General features: G+C 64.0%; 17 protein-coding genes. 6 read left to right on the forward strand and 11 right to left on the reverse strand.

The window, feature by feature from the left end; genetic code table 11:
* Positions 1-27 precede the first annotated feature (27 nt).
* The 8 genes from AC1RCO_RS11625 to AC1RCO_RS11660 form a co-directional block, all read right to left on the reverse strand.
* Complete coding sequence (locus tag AC1RCO_RS11625) at positions 28-2,268, reverse strand: TonB-dependent receptor family protein (protein ID WP_019093373.1); 2,241 nt, start codon at positions 2,266-2,268, stop codon at positions 28-30.
* Between the two features lie 43 nt (positions 2,269-2,311).
* On the reverse strand, positions 2,312-3,079 hold the full coding sequence (locus tag AC1RCO_RS11630; protein ID WP_492617717.1) for an energy transducer TonB family protein: 768 nt from the start codon (positions 3,077-3,079) through the stop codon (positions 2,312-2,314).
* A 4-nt stretch (positions 3,080-3,083) separates the two neighbouring features.
* Positions 3,084-3,491, reverse strand: coding sequence for an ExbD/TolR family protein (locus tag AC1RCO_RS11635; protein ID WP_011059344.1), 408 nt, complete (start codon positions 3,489-3,491; stop codon positions 3,084-3,086).
* Between the two features lie 168 nt (positions 3,492-3,659).
* Positions 3,660-4,649: a FecR family protein gene (locus AC1RCO_RS11640; RefSeq protein ID WP_015634214.1), complete on the reverse strand. Its 990-nt coding sequence runs from the start codon at positions 4,647-4,649 to the stop codon at positions 3,660-3,662.
* The gene (locus AC1RCO_RS11645) at positions 4,646-5,224 is read right to left on the reverse strand and encodes an RNA polymerase sigma factor (RefSeq protein WP_011059342.1); all 579 of its coding nucleotides are present in this window, start codon (positions 5,222-5,224) and stop codon (positions 4,646-4,648) included. The genes AC1RCO_RS11640 and AC1RCO_RS11645 overlap by 4 nt, the downstream gene beginning before the upstream one ends.
* 11 nt (positions 5,225-5,235) lie before the next feature.
* Complete coding sequence (locus AC1RCO_RS11650) at positions 5,236-5,562, reverse strand: DUF3325 domain-containing protein (RefSeq protein ID WP_047283981.1); 327 nt, start codon at positions 5,560-5,562, stop codon at positions 5,236-5,238.
* On the reverse strand, positions 5,563-7,146 hold the full coding sequence (locus AC1RCO_RS11655) for a PepSY-associated TM helix domain-containing protein (RefSeq protein ID WP_492617718.1): 1,584 nt from the start codon (positions 7,144-7,146) through the stop codon (positions 5,563-5,565).
* Positions 7,143-7,448, reverse strand: coding sequence for a DUF3649 domain-containing protein (locus tag AC1RCO_RS11660; RefSeq protein ID WP_011059339.1), 306 nt, complete (start codon positions 7,446-7,448; stop codon positions 7,143-7,145). The genes AC1RCO_RS11655 and AC1RCO_RS11660 overlap by 4 nt, the downstream gene beginning before the upstream one ends.
* 219 nt (positions 7,449-7,667) lie before the next feature.
* On the opposite strand from AC1RCO_RS11660, the gene AC1RCO_RS11665 reads away from it, so the two are divergent.
* From AC1RCO_RS11665 to fecA, 3 genes are all read left to right on the forward strand, one after another.
* Positions 7,668-8,156: a sigma-70 family RNA polymerase sigma factor gene (locus tag AC1RCO_RS11665; protein ID WP_019093370.1), complete on the forward strand. Its 489-nt coding sequence runs from the start codon at positions 7,668-7,670 to the stop codon at positions 8,154-8,156.
* 8 nt (positions 8,157-8,164) lie between these two features.
* Positions 8,165-9,130, forward strand: coding sequence for a FecR domain-containing protein (locus AC1RCO_RS11670; protein ID WP_053156423.1), 966 nt, complete (start codon positions 8,165-8,167; stop codon positions 9,128-9,130).
* Positions 9,131-9,332: 202 nt separating this feature from the next.
* On the forward strand, positions 9,333-11,693 hold the full coding sequence (gene fecA, locus AC1RCO_RS11675; RefSeq protein ID WP_492617719.1) for a TonB-dependent Fe(3+) dicitrate receptor FecA: 2,361 nt from the start codon (positions 9,333-9,335) through the stop codon (positions 11,691-11,693).
* Positions 11,694-11,763: 70 nt separating this feature from the next.
* On the opposite strand, the gene AC1RCO_RS11680 is transcribed toward fecA, so the two are convergent.
* Complete coding sequence (locus AC1RCO_RS11680; protein ID WP_011059335.1) at positions 11,764-12,171, reverse strand: HPF/RaiA family ribosome-associated protein; 408 nt, start codon at positions 12,169-12,171, stop codon at positions 11,764-11,766.
* Between the two features lie 213 nt (positions 12,172-12,384).
* Positions 12,385-13,332, reverse strand: a complete 948-nt coding sequence (locus tag AC1RCO_RS11685) for a LysR substrate-binding domain-containing protein (RefSeq protein WP_011059334.1) — start codon at positions 13,330-13,332, stop codon at positions 12,385-12,387.
* Positions 13,333-13,468: 136 nt separating this feature from the next.
* Between AC1RCO_RS11685 and AC1RCO_RS11690 the strand changes: the two genes are divergently transcribed.
* The 3 genes from AC1RCO_RS11690 to AC1RCO_RS11700 all read left to right on the forward strand — a co-directional run bounded on the left by AC1RCO_RS11690 (position 13,469) and on the right by AC1RCO_RS11700 (position 16,740).
* Positions 13,469-14,845 carry an L-serine ammonia-lyase gene (locus tag AC1RCO_RS11690; RefSeq protein ID WP_492617720.1) on the forward strand — a complete coding sequence of 459 codons (1,377 nt, stop codon included), beginning with the start codon at positions 13,469-13,471 and terminating at the stop codon, positions 14,843-14,845.
* 63 nt (positions 14,846-14,908) lie between these two features.
* Positions 14,909-16,204 (forward strand): serine/threonine transporter, encoded by a 1,296-nt coding sequence (locus tag AC1RCO_RS11695; RefSeq protein ID WP_492617721.1) that lies wholly within the window; start codon positions 14,909-14,911, stop codon positions 16,202-16,204.
* A gap of 218 nt (positions 16,205-16,422) precedes the next feature.
* Complete coding sequence (locus AC1RCO_RS11700; protein ID WP_011059331.1) at positions 16,423-16,740, forward strand: DUF3509 domain-containing protein; 318 nt, start codon at positions 16,423-16,425, stop codon at positions 16,738-16,740.
* Here AC1RCO_RS11700 and AC1RCO_RS11705 read toward each other — a convergent pair.
* Positions 16,737-17,237: a phosphate-starvation-inducible protein PsiE gene (locus tag AC1RCO_RS11705; protein ID WP_011059330.1), complete on the reverse strand. Its 501-nt coding sequence runs from the start codon at positions 17,235-17,237 to the stop codon at positions 16,737-16,739. The two genes, AC1RCO_RS11700 and AC1RCO_RS11705, sit on opposite strands and share 4 nt — an antisense overlap.
* Between the last annotated feature and the right edge of the window lie 39 nt (positions 17,238-17,276).

The raw sequence follows: 17,276 nt of genomic DNA on the forward strand, positions 1-17,276 counted from the left end.
GTCATTTCCTCTTGTGCCTGAATCGAATCAGAACGCAGCTTCCAGGGAGACCATCGCGGTGCGTTCTTCACCCACGTTGTAATAGGCGGTGCTTGGCGCCAGGCCATTGGTCCTTACCGAGTTGAAAGACACGGTGCGTACCGACGCCAGGTATTCCTTGTCGAACACGTTGAGCATCGAGAAGCGCAGGGTCGCGGACTTCAGCACCTTCTTGTCCACCGGCAGGTGGATACCGGCATTGAGGTCGAACACGGTGCGTCCGGAGATCTTCTCGTCGTTGGTCAGGTCGCCGTAGAAGGCGCCGACGTACTTGCCCACCACGTTGCCGTAGTAGAGCGAATCGTCGTAGCCCAGGCTCAGGTTGAACATGTTTTCCGGAACGTTGGTCAGCTGTTTGCCGGACGTCGGCAGCAGCACGTTCTTGTTGGTCAGGTCATCCATCTGCTCGGACTTGGTGTAGGTGTACGAGGCGTAGTAGTTGAAGTTGTGTGGCAAGCGGCCGCTCCACTCCAGCTCCAGGCCACGGTTCTTCACTTCGCCGACGTTGGCCACGACGTAGTCGCCATTGAGGTCGGTGGTGGAGATCTGCCGGTCCTTGAAGGTGATGTAGAACAGGGTCGCGCTCAGGGCCATGTTCTCCTCGCTGTAGCGCCAGCCCAGTTCCTGGTTCCAGCTCAGCTCGGGTTTCAGGCTGATGGAATCACCCTTGTTGTAGAGCACGTAGTTGGGCGGCGTGCGCATGTTGCGGGTGACGTTGTAGAACGCCTGGTTGTTCGGGTCCACCTGGTACTTGGCGTTGAAGCTGGGCAGGAACTCGTGGTACTTGGCGTCGCGTTTTTCCGGCTTGTCGGTGAGGCTGCCCAGGTTGTTGCCATCACGCTCCACGTACTGGTAGGCCAGGGCCCCGGTAAGGGTCAGGTCCGGGGTCGCCTGCCAGGTGTCCTGCACCCAGAGTTTCTGCGCCGGGGTCACGGTGTACTGGTGGCGGCCCTGGACCGTCGCGCCATTGCGGTCCACCAGTTGGTCGGAGCCGTTGTAGTCGCCCCAGACGTTTTCCGGAGCGCCGTTGCCCTTGATGCCGATGAAGGGCTGGGTCTGGCGCTGGCGGGCGCGCTCGTACCAGTAGCCGACGTCCAGGCTGTGCTCTTCGTTGAGGTCCCACTTGAGCTTGGTGGTCATGCCGGGGCGCCAGGTCTCGGTCCACGAAGGCCGGTAGTAGGTGCCGCTGGGCAGCCCGCTCAGGTCATAGTTGCCGGCCCGGCTGGAGGTGCTGGACAAGGTGGTGGCGGTCTGGCCGCTGAAGCTGCCGCCGTTGGACCAGACGTAGTACGGGTTGAAGGTCAGGCTCAGGTCGTCGCGCAGCTGGAAGCGCTGGGTCACCGAAGCGGTCACGCTTTCGAAGGGGTTGCGGTTGAGCTTGTAGGACTGGGACACGCTGCCGTTCTTGAACACGGTGCTTTCCGAGTAGTCCAGGCGCCGGCCCTGGGTCTGGAACTGGGACTTGCTGACGCTGTTGTAGTTGTAGTTTTCCTGCAGGTTGTATTTGACGATGGCGTTGGTGGAGTTGCCGTTGCCGTCTTCGAACAGGGTGTTCCACTCGATCTTGTCGGCCCGCAGGGTGCCCTTGCCCTTCCACTTGTCACCTTCGGTATGGGACGCCGAGACCCAGGTCTTGAAGCCCCCAAGCTCGCCGGTGTTGAGGCGGGCAAAGGATTTGCGCAGGTTGTTGGAACCCACAGACTGCTTGACGAACACCCCGAAATCCTTGGTCGGGCGCACAGTCACCAGGCCGATGTTGCCACCGCTGGAACCGATGTGCGGGCCGTCGGCTTCGGACGAACCCTGGGTGACGAAGACTTCACTGAAGTTCTCCGGGTCGCCCATCAGGTTCGGGTAGATGCTGTAGTCCCCCGAGTCGTTGATCGGGAAACCGTCGGCGGAGAGCCCGACCTGGTCGGAGTTCATCCCGCGCATGGTGAAGTTGGTGCCGCTCAGGCCCGAGGCGTCGGTGCTGGAAACGTTGATCCCCGGGGTGTACTTGAGCTTGTCCACGGCGTTGGCGGTGGGGGCCATCTGATCCATGGCCTCCTTGGTCACGGTGGAGCGGCCCTTGGCGCTTTCTTCCTTGATCATGTGGCCGTTGCCCAGGGTCTGCTTACCGGCAACGTTCACCGAACCTACGTCCACGGTATCGTCGGCCAAAACCAGTGGCGCAAAACTGCCCAGGCCCGATGCCAGAAGCAGGGCATAAAGTTTATTGATCTTCACGGGTCAATCCCTTGCTTACAACTTTCGTTAATAGGTGATGGGTTTATTCCACGTTGTAACTAAAGGTCGCGGTAAAACGTTGCTTGTTCTTGCCGGAGAACGCGTCCGAGGGAAACGGCGAAACTTTCTCCACGCGGCGCAAACTGGTTTGCGCCGCGCGATTGAGCAACATGTTCGGCGCCTTGTTTTCGATGCCACTGTCGAGCACGTTGCCGGCCCGATCGACTTCCAGCCAGATCACCACATCGCCCTGGGGACGTTGCAGCGAGGCCTCGCGGCCGCTGGGGTATTGCTTGTGCTTTTCCAGTTCCTTGCGCAAAGCGGCGGTGTACAGACTTTCCTTGATTGCACTGCTGGGCGCCGCGGGCGCGGTGGCCGGAGCAGGTACGGGAGCCGGTGCGGCCACCGGTTTCGGCGCGGCGGCCACTGCGGGCTGCGGCGCGGTGGGGGCGTTCTGGACCACGGCCGGGGCCGGCTTGGGTGGCGCAGGCTTGGCCACCATGGGCTTGGGCACCGGCGGCTTGGGCTTGACCACCGGCTTGGGTTTCGGCGGCTCGATCACCAGCGGTTCTTCCTCCGGCACCACCTGCGGCGGCTCGGGCTCGATGGGCAACGGCTCAGGCGGTGGCGGTGGTGGCTCGGCCGCCGCCAGCAGTTCGGCGGCATCGACCAGGGCGATTTCCACGGTGCTTTCGTCATACACCGGCTTGATCTGCAACTGCTGCAACTGGCTGGTATAGATCACCAGCAGCAACAGGCCAGCCGGCAGCAGGCACGCAAGCAACTTGCGAGTTCTATAGAGACTGAACATGGCGTCAGGACTTGCGTGTAGCGATGGAGACGGAAGAGAAGCCATTGCCCTTGAGCAAGTCCATCACCGAAACCAGGCGTTTAACTTCCACGCCCTGATCGCTGTTGATAATGATCACCAACTTTTCACTGCTGTCGTTCAACACTTTGAGTTGCGCCAGCAATGCACTTTCATCCAGGTCCTGGCCATCGAGTTGCAGGCGCTCTTGCAGACCCAGGGTAATCACTGCCTTGTTTTGCGGCTTCAACTGTTGCGCGGTACTGGCGACCGGCAACTGCGTCTTGATCCCTACGGCCGGGATCACGTTGAGGCTGATGAGTACGAAGAACACCAGCAGAAACATCATCACATCGATCATCGGAATGATCTCGATATGAGCTTTTTTCTTTTTAGCTACATCCCAGCTGCGCATCGTCTTGCTCCCGCTTCAGCCATCCCTCCCTTGTGAGAGCTGAATCACAACCCTCGCCGATCCTGACCATGTGCTCAGGAATGCGCAGATCATCCCCGTCTGATGTAACGGTTTGGTGACAGAACGGAGTGATAACGATGAATGTTCGGGAGCTCTGGGACGCGGTTCTCAGCGCAGGACGATGAACCTCCCGAGCACCCGATGCTGCTGGAAGCCGAGCACCGCCTGCAGTGAATCGAGGACCGCCTGCGGGTCCTTGCTGGAGAAACTGCCACTGATGCGCCGCGCCGCCAGTTCATCGTTGAGCAGCAGGATACGCCCGGGGAAATAGCGCCGCAGGTCGTCCACCACCTCGGCCAGAGGCGCGTGGTAATAGTTCAGCCAGCCCTGGCGCCAGGCCAGTTGCGCCTCACTGTCGACAGCGTGTAGCGGGGCCGCAACGCCATGTCCGTAGGCCACTTGCTGCCCGGCGCCGAGCACCTGCTGCGCCGCGCCCTTGGCCGGCGTGACCCCCACCCGGCCGGACAGCACCGTGACCTGGGCCCCGCCCGGCTGCAGGCGCACTTCGAACTGGGTGCCCAGCACCCGCGCCTCCCCCTCTTGCGCGTCCACCACAAAGGGCTCGCCGGTGTGGCTGACGCTGAAGAAACCGGCGCCGCGACGCAGCTGCACATGCCGCTCGCCGCGGCTGAAATCCACGGCAATGGCGCTGTCGGCATCCAGGGTCACCTGGCTCTGGTCGGCCAGGATCAGGGTGCGCACCTGGCCCGGCGCGGAAACGTAGTCGGCCCCCAGGTCATCGACCCAGCGCCCGGGCTGCCAGCCGGCGCCCAGGGCCACCGCCAGCAATACACTGGCGGCCAGCGCCAGCCCCGCCGACCAGCGCCGCCGGGCCCGGCCCCTGGCAGCATCCATGGAACGCAGCAGGCCGTGCAGGGCAAAGGCGTCTTCATCGGCCAGGGTGCGCGCCGGCTGCTCGCTCAGCTCCCACACCACCTGGGCCTGGGCATAGGCCTCGATATGCGCGGGGTCGGCCTGCAACCACTGGCTGAAGGTGGCCTGGTCGCCACTGCTGGGCTGATCGTGGAGCAGGCTCAGCCAGGCCAGCGCGGCCTGCTCCTGAGCGGGCGTCGGGCAGATACTCGTGCGGTGGTTCACGGTGCATTCCTTGGCGTGCGCGTGCCCGGGGCTTCCCGCAGGCTGGCCTTGCAGGCTTCGAGGGCGCGCATCATATGTTTTTCCACGGCGCTTTGGGACAAGCCCATGGCCTTGGCGATCTCGGCGTACTTGCGCCCGTGGATGCGGTTGAGCAGGAAGATCTGCCGGGTGCGCTGCGGCAGGCTGCGCAGGGCCGCTTCGACATGCCGCAGGTCGTTGCCGGCTTCCAGCGCCGCCTGGGGCTCGCTGCCCTGGTTGTCCTGCTGCTCTGGCAGCCAGCCTTCATTGACCCGCACTCGTGCGCCCTCGCTGCGCAGGTGGTCGATGGCGATATTGCCGGCGCAACGCAGCAAGTAGGTGCTGAGTTCCTCGACCTGCACCAGGGGCCGGCGCCAGAAGCGCAGGAACAGGTCCTGCACCAGGTCGGCGGCGGTAGCCCGGCAACCGACCCGGCGGCTGACCAGGGCCTCCATCTGCGAACGCTGGGACAGGAACACCTGGAGAAAATGCGCACGGCTGCCCTGCGGATCAGGGTGATCCCCCTCGGCAGGCTCCGGTGGCAGGGTGCTCATCATCGTCGGTCCGCTCAGAAGTGGGCCAGGGCCGCGACCGGGCTGGCCAGCAGGCTGGCCCCCGCCATCGTCAGCACCAGGCGCGGCCGATAGGGCAACAGCAGCACCAGCAGCAAGGCGCTGAACATCAGCACCGCGCACCACTGCACCAGCCCCAGGCTCCAGCCGGTGCCCTGCACTGCTGCTGCCAGCGACAGGCCCAGCAGCATCCAGCCGCCCAGACGCAGGCCGTGGCGGCGCAGGGCCGAAGGCTTGTGCCCGAGCAGCTCGCCGTGATGCCGGTCCAGGGACAGGCACAGGCCGGTAAAGCCGGCATAACAGAGCAACAGCACCAGGAGCATTCAATTCACCTCGGTTTCAGGAGCCGGCGGGCGTTGCCGGGGCACCCGGGGCGTGGCTGTGGCGGCGGCCCCCGCGCGATGCAGCTTGCGCGCCGCCCAGGCCAGGAACAGGCCACTGCCCAGGCACGCCAGGTCGAAGCTCGCCATGGCCCAGTCGCCCCGGACCATGAAGCCATCCATCAGGCTCGGACTGGTGAGCACGCTGAGTACCGGCACCCCGGCGAACAGCAAGGCGCCAAGGCCCAGTTGTTCAACCCAGGCGCGACGGCCAGGGCGGACGCAGGCGTGCAACAGGCTCAGGCCCCAGGCCCAGAAGAAGCTGTTGACCTCCCAGTCGGCACGTTCGGCGAAGCCTGCGGGCAACAGGCGGTTGGCCCAGAAGAACGCCACCACCGCCAGCAGCAGCCCAGCCATGCTGGCGATGTTCAACACTTCCACCAGGCGCAGTTCGAAAGGCTGGGCGGCACTCTTGGCATGCTTGAGCTGGCGCTTGCCCAGCCAGATCACCAGCCCGGTGCCGATCATCGCGGTGCTGGCCAGCCCACAGAGGAAGTACAGCCAGCGCAACACCGGCCCGGCGAAGCGACCCATGTGCAAGCCATAGAAGCTGCCGCCGATGGCCAGCGGCAGGGATTGCTCGGCAGAGGCCTGCAACGGCTGGCCGGTCACGCCGTTGAACGCCACTTGACTGCCGAAATCCCGGGCCACCCGGTCGGCTTCATGGCGAAACACCTGCACCGAGGCATTCAGGTCCCCCGGGTAACTGACTACCAGGCGCTGCGCATGGCCGCCCGACCAACGTTCCCGGGCCTGCTTCAGCATGGGTTCGAGGGGGGCCAGCGGGGCACTCTGCCCGGCGGCCGAGGCAGCGGCAGCAGCGGGCCGCAAGTCCTCGAAGAAGGCATCGGAATCCCCTTTGTAGGCCACCAGGATGCTCGCCGGCATGACCATGTACATGAAGATCACCAGGCTGCTGTAGGTGATCATCAGGTGAAACGGCAGCACCAGCACGCCCACCGCGTTGTGCCCGTCGAGCCAGGTGCGCTGGCCCTTGCGCGGGCGGAAGGTGAAGAAGTCCTTGAAGATTTTCTTGTGGGTGATGATGCCGCTGATCAGCGCCACGAACATCACCATGGCTGCCATCGTCGACAGCCAGCGGCCCCAGGGATAGGGCATCTGCAGCTGGAAGTGGAAGCGGTAGAAGAACTCGCCGCCGCGGGTGTCGCGCACCTGCACTTCGCTGCCGGTGGCCGGGTCCAGCAGTTTCTCGGTGAAGGCACCGCGCTCGCCGGGTTTGCCGGGCGCCTGCCAGCCCACCGACAGGCTCGGCTGGCGGGCATCGGGCAGGCCGATGAACCAGCGTTGCGCGCCCTGGGCATGGCGTTCCAGGTAGCGTTGGGCCAGCCCCAGGCTGGCATCGGCGTTCAGGACCCGGGCCGGCGCCTCCGGCTGCATCCAGTGGGTGATCTCATCCTTGAAGTAGGACAGGGTCCCGGTGAGGAAGATCGCAAACAGCAACCAGCCGAACAGCAGCCCGCTCCAGGTGTGCAGCCAGGCCATGGACTGGCGAAATCCTTCCTTCATAGCAGGGCCACCCAGTAGGCGCTGCCGGCGACCAGCGCCAGCACCAGGCTCGGCAGCAACAGGCCCAGCCAGGCCTGCCAGGCACTGCGACAGGCAAAGCACCAGAGCACTGCCACCAGATAGAACAGGAAGGACGTCACCATTCCGCTGACCACCGCATCGGCCCTGGGCAGGGGCAGCAGCAAGGTCAGGCAGACACTGCCCAGCGCCGCCAGCAGATAGCCCCCCAGCACCGCGGCGAATACCCGCGAAGCCACCGCCAGACGATAGGAAGCGGAAAGACCGCCAGCCTTGCTTTTCATGTTTCGACCTTGACGCGAGGGGAGGTCCGGCACAGCACACAGGCGGCCGGGGGAAGTAGGCGGGCAAGTTTAATGATAAATATTCTCATATGCAAAAAGCAGCGACGAACCCGATGCAAACCCGTCGGTCCGACCTGATTGCCGAATGCCATGTCGCCCCACTACAATGCGAACAATTCTTGTTCTCTTATGCGCCATCTCGGTGCAGGAGCGTCCGGTTTGTCCCACACCGCTACCGTCGAAGGCCTCTACCAGGCCCATCACAGCTGGTTGAACACCTGGTTGCGGCGCCGGCTCGGCTGCCCCCACAGCGCCGCAGACCTGGCCCAGGACACCTTCATCCGGGTACTCAGCGCCCGGGAAACACCGGCCCTGATCGAGCCCCGGGCGTTTCTCACCACCATCGCCAAGCGCGTGCTGTTCAACCACTACCGGCGCCAGGACCTGGAGCGGGCCTATCAGGAAACCCTGGCGCAGATGCCTGAACAGGTGGCGCCCTCCGAGGAAGAGCGGGCCATCATCCTGCAAACCCTGATGGATCTGGACAGCCTGCTCGACGGCCTGCCGCGGCCGGTCAAGCGAGCCTTTCTGCTGTGCCAGCTGGACGGCCTGACCTACGGCGAAATCGCCCGGGAGCTGAATATCTCCATCGCCACGGTCAAACGCCACCTGAACAAAGCGGCGATGCGCTGCTACTTCGCCCTGTGAGTGCCTCGATGAACCCACACCTCAATGGCCAGCCCGATTTCAGCAACCAGGTGGCCGAACAGGCCGTGCACTGGCTGATCGAAATGCAGGGCGGGCCCTTGAGCGCGCGCCAGCAACAGGCCTGGCAGCAATGGCACGATGCCCACAGCGAACATCAGCGGGCCTGGGAGCATATCCAGCGCGTCAACCAGCGCCTGCGTGGCCTGTCTTCGCCCCTGGCCCACGCCGCCCTGAACGCGCCGAAATCCGCCAGCCGGCGCCAGGCACTGAAGCTGCTGCTGATTCTCGGCGCCGGCTCGGCCGCCGCCTGGGGCCTGCGCGAACACAACCCGCTGCCGCCACTGCTGGCGGATTACCGCAGCCCCCTGGGGCAGCGGCGCAAACTGCAACTGAGCGACGGCAGCCAATTGCAGCTCAATACCAGCAGCGCGGTGGATGTGCGCTTTGATGGCCAGCAACGGCTGATCCGCCTGCTGGAGGGCGAGATCATGCTCACCAGTGCCCAGGATGCCCGGCCGCTGCGGGTGCAGACCGCACAAGGGCAGGTAAGCCCGCAAGGCGCGCGGCTGAACCTGCGCCAATTCAAGGACTACACCCAACTGGCGGTGTTCTCCGGAACCGTCGGCGTGACGCCCCTGGACTACGCCACAACCCCGCCCCAGGTGGCGGCCGGGCAGCAACTGAATTTCACCGGCAACAGCTGGCAAGCTCCCCGGGCCCTGGATGCCGGCAGCGGCGCCTGGAGCGAAGGCATGCTGGTGGCAGCGCACATGCGCCTGGCGGACTTTCTCGACGAACTGGGGCGCTACCGCCGCGGCCAGCTCAACTGTGATGCACAGGTGGCGGACCTGCTGATTTCCGGCAGCTACCCCCTGGATGACAGCGAGCGGATTCTCGACCTGCTGGAGATCAGCCTGCCGGTCAAGGTACGTCGCTTCACCCGCTATTGGGTCACCGTCCAGGCCCGCGCCTGACGGCACTCTGTCGCCGCTGCCGCGGGCTGCAACCGGCTCCGCAGGGGACGCGCCCTTGACCCGGGCCGCACCCAAGCCCCCGCAAACCAATCGCCGCCCGCCCCGGCACCGAAAAAAAACCACCGCCCATGAGCCGTTTCCCCAGGTTCAAGTGACAGAGAAGGAAAGCCACCTTGATTCCCCCTTCTCAGGACCCACCTTCATGACCGAGCAACCCACCTGCCTCACGCCTCTGGCCCGTACCCTGCGCCACTTGCTCCTGGGGGCCAGCCTGAGCCTGGCCAGCCTGCCCCTGGTCCAGGCCGCCGAGGCCCAGGCCCAGAGTTATCACATCGCCCCGACCTCGCTGGAAAACGCCCTGAACCAGTTCGGCCGGCAAGCCGGGGTGCTGATCTCTTTCGGCTCACACGTCACCAGTGGCGTGCAAAGCCGTGGCCTGCAAGGCCAGTACAGCCCGCAGGAAGGCCTGAACGTTCTGCTGCAAGGCACCGGCCTGCAAGCCCGGGCCGAGGGCAACAATGCCTTCAGCCTGCAACCGGCCAACCCCGAGGCCGCTGCGCAGCCGCTGCACCTGGGCGCCTCCAGCGTGGTCGGCGACTGGCTCGGCGATGCCCAGCAAAGCGATGTGTTCGAGCACCCAGGGGCCCGGGACGTGATCCGTCGCGAGGAGTTCGAACGCCAGGGCGCCACCCAGGCGCGGGACGTGCTCAATCGGATTCCCGGGGTCAACGCACCGGACAACAACGGCACCGGCAGCCACGACATGGCGCTGAACTTCGGCATCCGCGGCCTCAATCCGCGCCTGGCCTCGCGCTCCACGGTGCTGATGGACGGCATCCCGGTACCCTTCGCCCCCTACGGTCAGCCGCAACTGTCGTTTGCCCCCATCAGCATGGGCAACATGGATGCCGTGGACGTGGTGCGCGGTGGTGGCGCGGTGCGCTATGGCCCGCAGAACGTCGGCGGCATCGTCAACTTCGTGACCCGGGCAATTCCCGACGCGCCGACGGTCAAGGGCGGCTTCCAGACCGAAACCAGCCCCTCCTCCAGCCATGACGGTTTCAAGACCACCGGCAACCTGCTGGCCGGTGGCACCGCCGACAACGGCCTGGGCGGCGCCCTGCTGTACTCCGGCACCCGCGGCGGCGACTGGCGCGAACACAGCGACACGCAGATCGACGACCTGATCCTCAAGGGCAAGTACCAGCTCGATGAAGCCAACAGTTTCAATGCCATGGCCCAGTACTACGAAGGTGAGGCGGACATGCCCGGCGGCCTGAACGTGGCGGACTACAAGGCCGACCCGTACCAGTCGACCCGCCCCTACGACAAGTTCTGGGGCCGGCGCACGATGTTCAACGTCGGCTACCGCTACCAGGAAGACCGCCGCGAATTCACCGTCAACAGCTTCTTCACCAAGACCCTGCGCAGCGGTTACCTGGACCAGGGCAGCTTCCTCTCCCTGTCGCCTCGCGAATACTGGGTACGCGGCCTGGAAACCCGTTTCGCCCAAGGCTTCGACCTGGGGGACAGCAGCCACGAAGTGGGCGTCGGTTACCGCTACATCAACGAAGCCGGTCATGAACTGCGCTATCGCACGCCGTTGACCGCCAATCAGCAACTGCCCACCACCAACAGTCGCAACGACCGGGACACTCGTGGCGGCACCGAGGCTCACGCTTTCTTCGTCGACGACCGGATCGATATCGGCAAGTGGACCCTGACCCCGGGCATCCGCTACGAGATGATCGAGTCGCAGCAGAGCAACAACCTCACCCACGTCAAATACAAGGGCGACTACAACACCGCGCTGCCGGCGCTGAATGTGATGTATCACCTCAACGAGAGCTGGAACCTCTACGCCAACACCGAAGGCTCCTTCGGCAGCGTGCAATACAGCCAGATGCCCAACCGCGTGGCCAGTGGCGAGGTCAAGCCGGAGAAAGCCCGCACCTGGGAACTGGGCACCCGCTATGACGACGGCACCCTGCGGGCGGAGATCGGCGCTTTCCTGATCAACTTCGACAACCAGTACGACAGCAACCAGACCAACGACACGGTGATCGCCCGGGGCGAGACTCGCCACCAGGGTATCGAGAGCAGCGTCAGCTACGCCCTGGATGGCCTGGCCCCGGCGCTGGCGGGCTTCGATGTCTACGCCACCTACGCCTATGTCGATGCCACCATTCGTGAAGACGGCCCGAACAAGGGCAACCGCGTGCCCTTCTCTTCCAAGCACAAGGGCACCCTGGGGGTGAGCTACACCGAAGGCCCGTGGAAGCTCAACCTCGACAGCAGCTACCAGAGCAGCCAGTTTGCCGACAATGCCAACACCCGTGCCGAAAGCGCCGATGGCAGCACCGGGCGCATCCCCGGCTACATGCTGTTCAGCACCCGCGCCGGGTATGACTTCGGCCCGCAACTGTCGGACCTGAACGTGGCGGTGGGGGTGAAGAACATCTTCAACCACCAGTACTTCACCCGTTCCTTCGACGACAACAACAAGGGCAAGTACGTAGGCGAGCCCCGCACGCTCTATGTGCAGACCTCCGTGGCGTTCTGATTAATTTTCCCCACAAAGCAAAACGGGCCTGCAATGCAGGCCCGCCCGGTTGGGGGGTGAAACTCGGCCGTCAGCTATTGAGCGCGGCCTGTTGGTTCTCCAGGAATTCTTCTTCGAGCAGGGCATCTGCCTCGCTGCCATCGGCTGTGGGCACCGCTGCCGCACGTTTGCCGCGCAATTTGCCGAACATGTGCTCCAGGGCACTTTCCAACTTGACGGTGGCGCCGTCGAGGGCCTGCTCCAGGGTGTCGGCCTTGTGGGTCACGGAAACCGGTTGGTGACCTTTCGGACGGGCTTCCAGCTGGCAGCGCATATCGTCCGGACCCGACTTGCCGCCGTTCTCGTCCCGCAGGTGGACCACTACCCGGGTCAGGTCTTCTTCGTAGCGTTCGAGCGTGCTTTCAACGGTGCTGCGCACCCACTCCTCCATCCGAAGGCTGCTTTGAATATGGTTATCGCTATGGACTTGGATTTGCATAGTTCTTCCCTTATTTCAGCTTGCTCGTAAGAGGGTCAAGGCAATGCGTATGAACCTGCATTTCGTGACCTCTTGATTACACAATTAGGCACGGCGACGAACATTTCAACCCCTTAAAAAAGATAAATATTCATACGCAAATAAAGCCGGACAAACCGCAAAGGCGCTGTTAAGGTCGGGAGTTAGCCCGCCCTATGCGTCAGTCAAAACCGCTCACAGCTGCCCCTCGCCCAGAGGGTGCAAGCCGCGAAAGATCTCCGCTTCCTCCACCAGCCAGTCATGCACCGCGCGTACGCCCGGATGGCTCAGTGCGCCCGGCGCATAGAGCAGCACGTAGCGTTTGTGGTTGGGCACCGCCAGGCCGAAAGGCACGATCAGGGTGCCACGCTCCAGTTCGTCATTGAGCAGGGTGCGCCGGGCAATCGCCACGCCCATGCCGGCAATCGCCGCCTCGATGGTCAGGTGGTTGCGATTGAAGGTATGGCCACGACGCACGTCCGCGCCCTCGAAGCCGATGGCATTCAGGTAGAACTCCCACTCGGCGTATTCATAGCTGCCGCGCCAGGCGGTGATGTCGTGCAACAGCGCAAAGTGCGCCAGGTCCGCCGGACCGTGCAGCGGCGGGCGCCCACGCAGCAGGCTCGGGGCGCACACCGGGAAGATCTGCTCGTCCAGCAGCGCGGTGGACTGCAAGCCGGGGTAGCTGCCGTCGTTCAGGTCGATGGCCAGGTCGAAGTCGCCCTCGTGCAGGGCCACGCTGCTGTCTTCGGCCACCAGCCGCAGCTGGATCTCCGGATAACGCTGCTGCAGGCGCGGCAGGCGCGGAGTCAGCCACTTGCCGAGAAACGACGGAATCGAGCGCAAGCGCAAGGTCCCCCCGATCATCCCCGCATCCAGGCGCCGCAGTTCCGCGTCGATGCTGCCGTAGGCCTCGCTCACCGTCAGCGCCAGCCGCTGGCCTTCGGCACTCAGCTCCACCCCCCGGGGCCGCCGGTGAAACAGGCGAAAACCCAGGCGTTCCTCCAATTGGCGGATCTGCTGGCTGACCGCCCCTGGCGTGATGTGCAGCTCTTCTGCACAACGGGTAAAAGACAGGTGCCGCGCGGCACAGGAAAACACATGCAGCCAGACATAGGTCTGGGCATGAAATTGTCGGCTCATCGTTTAGCCCTGCTAAAGGATCTCTTAGGAAGTTTCGTTGGTCAGTGCTGACCGAGGCGGGCAGTATCGCCGACATTGCGCTTGGCCTACAAAAAAATGGCAGCGATCCACCTTCCATTGCTTGTAAGGCTTTAGCATGGCTATCAGTGTTTTCGATCTCTTCAAAGTCGGTATCGGCCCCTCCAGCTCCCACACCGTGGGCCCGATGCGCGCCGCCGCGACCTTCGCCCAGGCGCTGTTCGAGCAGGGCCTGCAAGACCAGGTGCAGCGGGTACAGATCCGTCTCTATGGTTCGCTGTCCGCCACCGGCGTCGGCCATGCCACCGACCGCGCCAGTGTCATGGGGCTGATGGGTGAACGGCCAGACAGCATCGACCCCACCAGCATCAACCCGCGCATCCAGCAGTTGCGCGACAGCGGCCAACTGCTGCTGGGCGGGCACAGCCCCATTGCCTTTGACTGGCAGCAGGACCTGCTCCTGCTGGACGAAAGCCTGCCCTACCACCCCAATGCCATGTCCCTGACCGCCTTTGGCGAGCAAGGCACGCTGCTGGAGCAGACCTACTACTCGGTGGGTGGCGGCTTCATCATCGAAGCGGCCCAGGTCGAGGCCGGTGCCGAAACCACCACCGGTGTCCAACTGCCCTACGACTTCAACAGTGCCGCTGAACTGCTGGCCCTGTGCAAGACCCATAAGCTGCGGGTCGGCGAACTGATGCTGGCCAATGAACGGGCCTGGCGCAGCGACGCCGAGATCCGCAGCGGCCTGCTGCACATCTGGTCGGTGATGCGCGAATGCGTGGAACAGGGCCTGCGCCACGAAGGCATCCTGCCCGGCGGCCTCGACGTACCCCGCCGCGCCGCCAAGCTGCACCGCAGCCTGCTGGAAATCGGCAAGCCGAATGTCATCACCTCGACCCTCTCGGCCATGGAGTGGGTCAACCTCTATGCCCTGGCCGTGAACGAGGAAAACGCCGCCGGCGGGCGCATGGTCACCGCGCCCACCAACGGCGCGGCGGGGATCATCCCGGCGGTGCTGCACTACTACATGAAGTTCAACCCGCAGGCCTGTGACGACGACATCCTCAACTTTTTCCTCGGTGCCGCCGCCGTGGGCATCCTGTGCAAGAAGAACGCCTCCATCTCCGGCGCCGAAGTCGGCTGCCAGGGCGAAGTGGGCTCGGCCTGCGCCATGGCTGCCGCCGGGCTGGCGGAGATCCTCGGGGCGACCCCGGAGCAACTGTGCAATGCCGCGGAAATCGGCCTGGAGCACAACCTCGGCCTGACCTGCGACCCCGTAGGCGGGCTGGTGCAGGTGCCCTGCATCGAACGCAACGCGATTGCCGCGGTGAAGGCGATCAACGCCACCCAGATGGCCCTGCGCGGCGACGGCAAGCACTTCATCTCCCTGGACCGGGTGATCCGCACCATGCGCGATACCGGCGCCGACATGCATGACAAATACAAAGAGACTTCACGGGGCGGCCTGGCGGTGAGCTGGGTGGAATGCTGAGGAGCCTTCCCTGACCGTCCGCACTACGCGAGCCCGAGCAAAAATAATAACGAGGCGATAACGATGACCGATGTACCGACACCTGCTGCCCAAAACCCTGCTGTAGCCACACCCCGCGACACCACCAGCGCCCGCCAGGGCTGGAGCAAGCACGACACCACCTGGATGCTCGGCCTGTATGGCACCGCCATCGGCGCCGGCACCCTGTTCCTGCCGATCAACGCCGGGGTTGGCGGCTTCTGGCCGCTGATCGTGCTGGCGCTGCTGGCCTTCCCCATGACCTTCTTCGCCCACCGCGGCCTGACCCGCTTCGTTCTTTCCGGGCGCTCCGGAGACATCACCGAAGTGATCGAGGAGCATTTCGGAGTCGGCGCCGGCAAGCTGATCACCCTGCTCTACTTCTTTGCCATCTTCCCGATCCTGCTGGTGTACAGCGTGGCGCTGACCAACACCCTGAGCAATTTCATGGAACACCAGCTGCACATGACTCCACCGCCGCGGGCGCTGCTGTCGCTGCTGCTGATCCTCGGCCTGATGGCCATCGTGCGCTGCGGCCAGGGCGTGATCGTGCGGGCCATGAGCCTGCTGGTCTACCCGTTCGTCGCCGCGTTGCTGCTACTGGCCCTGAGCCTGATCCCCAACTGGAACGGCGCGTTCTTCGCCTCGGCCGGCGAAGGCATGCCCCTGCCGCTGTTCTTCAAGACCCTGTGGCTGGCGATCCCGGTGATGGTGTTTTCCTTCAACCATTCGCCGATCATCTCGGCCTTCGCCCTGGATCAGAAGCGCCATTACGGCCCACAGGCCGAAGCCAAGAGCAGCGGTATCCTGGCCACGGCCCACGGCATGATGGTGCTGACAGTGATGTTCTTCTGCTTCAGTTGCGTGCTGGCCCTGTCGCCGGCGGACCTGGTAGCGGCCAAGGAGCAGAACATCTCGATCCTGTCCTACCTGGCCAACCACTTTCAGACCCCGGTGATTGCCTATGCCGCCCCGCTGATCGCCCTGGTGGCCATTACCAAGTCGTTCCTGGGCCACTACATCGGCGCCAGCGAAGGCTTCCAGGGCCTGATCGTGAAAAACCTGCGGGGGCGCTCGCTGTCCTCCAGCAGCCTGGAAAAGATCACCGCGCTGTTCATGATCCTCACGTGCTGGGCCGTGGCCACCTTCAACCCGAGCATCCTGCACATCATCGAGACCATGGGCGGACCGGTAATCGCCTGCCTGCTGTTTCTGATGCCGATGTATGCGATCCGGCGGGTGCCTTCACTGCGCCAGTATTCGGGCCAGTTGTCGAACCTGTTCGTGGTGCTGATCGGGCTGGTCGCACTGTCTGCGATCATTTATTCAGTCGTGCCCTGAATCGGGCCGGGATAAAAAAAGCGGACCTCGTGGTCCGCTTTTTTGTCCCCGTATTCATTGCCCGGCGCGTTTCCCGGCATGTCCCTTGCTTTGTCCCGGGGGAGGAATACGGACGTTGGCCACCCTCGGCGAACGACTGGCCAGTGGTCCGGAATCGCGAACTAATTCCGCGCCCTGCCGGTCAATGACTGCACGATCCAATCAGGCGGTGACGCATCATGGACAACCCTTTTCAACTGATTACCGACACCTTCACCCCGCAATACCAGGTCAACCTGAGCATCCAGGGCCTGGACGGCAGCATCATGCTGACCTTGTCCGAAGGTGGCCGGGTGGTGGCCAAGCGCATGATCAGCGCGGCCCAGCGCAATGACCCGCAGCGCATCAAGCGCCTGGTGCAAAGCATTCAGTTTGGTATCGCCATCGAGCAGGGCCACAGTGCCGTGGCCATTCTCGAAGCCATGACCAACGGCGACAGCCTGGGCCTGCCGCCGCCCACCGGCCAGAAGCTCGCGCCGCCGGCCCTGAGGTTCTAGAGCTCGCCCTTCTCCACTTCCGGGTGTTCGCCGGAGCCCGCGCCGATCTTGCGCTGTGGATGCTCGATCTTCACCGAAGGGAACTGCGACGAAGCGTAGCGCACCACCAGGATGGCGAAGGCCAGCAACAGGATGCCGCCGCACAGGTAGATGATGCCCAGGTCCGGCGGGTTGTGGTGCGAGACGTTGGAGATCAGCAACCGGGTCAGCGCGGTGATCGCCACGTAGATCAGGAAACGCACCGGCATGTGGTTGGTCTTGAAGTAGATGCCGACCATCGCCCCCAATTCCAGGTAGATGAACAGCAGCAGGATGTCATCGATCTTGATGTGGCCCACCTCGATCATCTGCAAAAATTCCATCACCGCCGCCCAGGCGGTCACCGCACCGATGGCGAACAGCGCCAGGTAGTGGAACGACTCGACGAACAGGTTGCCCAGGGATTCGGCCAGCTGGTGGACGTTCTGTCGCAGGTTCTCGGCCCAATTGATTTTCACGATGGTTTTTCCTTAGGTCGTTTCGACCGGATGATGCGG

It is taken from the genome of Pseudomonas sp. GW823-FHT03E05, from assembly GCF_058796855.1.

What these genes read in the sequence shown, in the direction of transcription:
- AC1RCO_RS11630 (WP_492617717.1), bottom strand. Translation starts at nt 3,079, where the DNA reads ATGTTCAGTCTCTATAGAACTCGCAAGTTGCTTGCGTGCCTGCTGCCG.
- fecA (WP_492617719.1), top strand. Translation starts at nt 9,333, where the DNA reads ATGACCGAGCAACCCACCTGCCTCACGCCTCTGGCCCGTACCCTGCGC.
- AC1RCO_RS11680 (WP_011059335.1), bottom strand. Translation starts at nt 12,171, where the DNA reads ATGCAAATCCAAGTCCATAGCGATAACCATATTCAAAGCAGCCTTCGG.
- AC1RCO_RS11645 (WP_011059342.1), bottom strand. Translation starts at nt 5,224, where the DNA reads ATGATGAGCACCCTGCCACCGGAGCCTGCCGAGGGGGATCACCCTGAT.
- AC1RCO_RS11695 (WP_492617721.1), top strand. Translation starts at nt 14,909, where the DNA reads ATGACCGATGTACCGACACCTGCTGCCCAAAACCCTGCTGTAGCCACA.
- AC1RCO_RS11690 (WP_492617720.1), top strand. Translation starts at nt 13,469, where the DNA reads ATGGCTATCAGTGTTTTCGATCTCTTCAAAGTCGGTATCGGCCCCTCC.
- AC1RCO_RS11635 (WP_011059344.1), bottom strand. Translation starts at nt 3,491, where the DNA reads ATGCGCAGCTGGGATGTAGCTAAAAAGAAAAAAGCTCATATCGAGATC.
- AC1RCO_RS11685 (WP_011059334.1), bottom strand. Translation starts at nt 13,332, where the DNA reads ATGAGCCGACAATTTCATGCCCAGACCTATGTCTGGCTGCATGTGTTT.
- AC1RCO_RS11660 (WP_011059339.1), bottom strand. Translation starts at nt 7,448, where the DNA reads ATGAAAAGCAAGGCTGGCGGTCTTTCCGCTTCCTATCGTCTGGCGGTG.
- AC1RCO_RS11670 (WP_053156423.1), top strand. Translation starts at nt 8,165, where the DNA reads ATGAACCCACACCTCAATGGCCAGCCCGATTTCAGCAACCAGGTGGCC.
- AC1RCO_RS11700 (WP_011059331.1), top strand. Translation starts at nt 16,423, where the DNA reads ATGGACAACCCTTTTCAACTGATTACCGACACCTTCACCCCGCAATAC.
- AC1RCO_RS11655 (WP_492617718.1), bottom strand. Translation starts at nt 7,146, where the DNA reads ATGAAGGAAGGATTTCGCCAGTCCATGGCCTGGCTGCACACCTGGAGC.
- AC1RCO_RS11650 (WP_047283981.1), bottom strand. Translation starts at nt 5,562, where the DNA reads ATGCTCCTGGTGCTGTTGCTCTGTTATGCCGGCTTTACCGGCCTGTGC.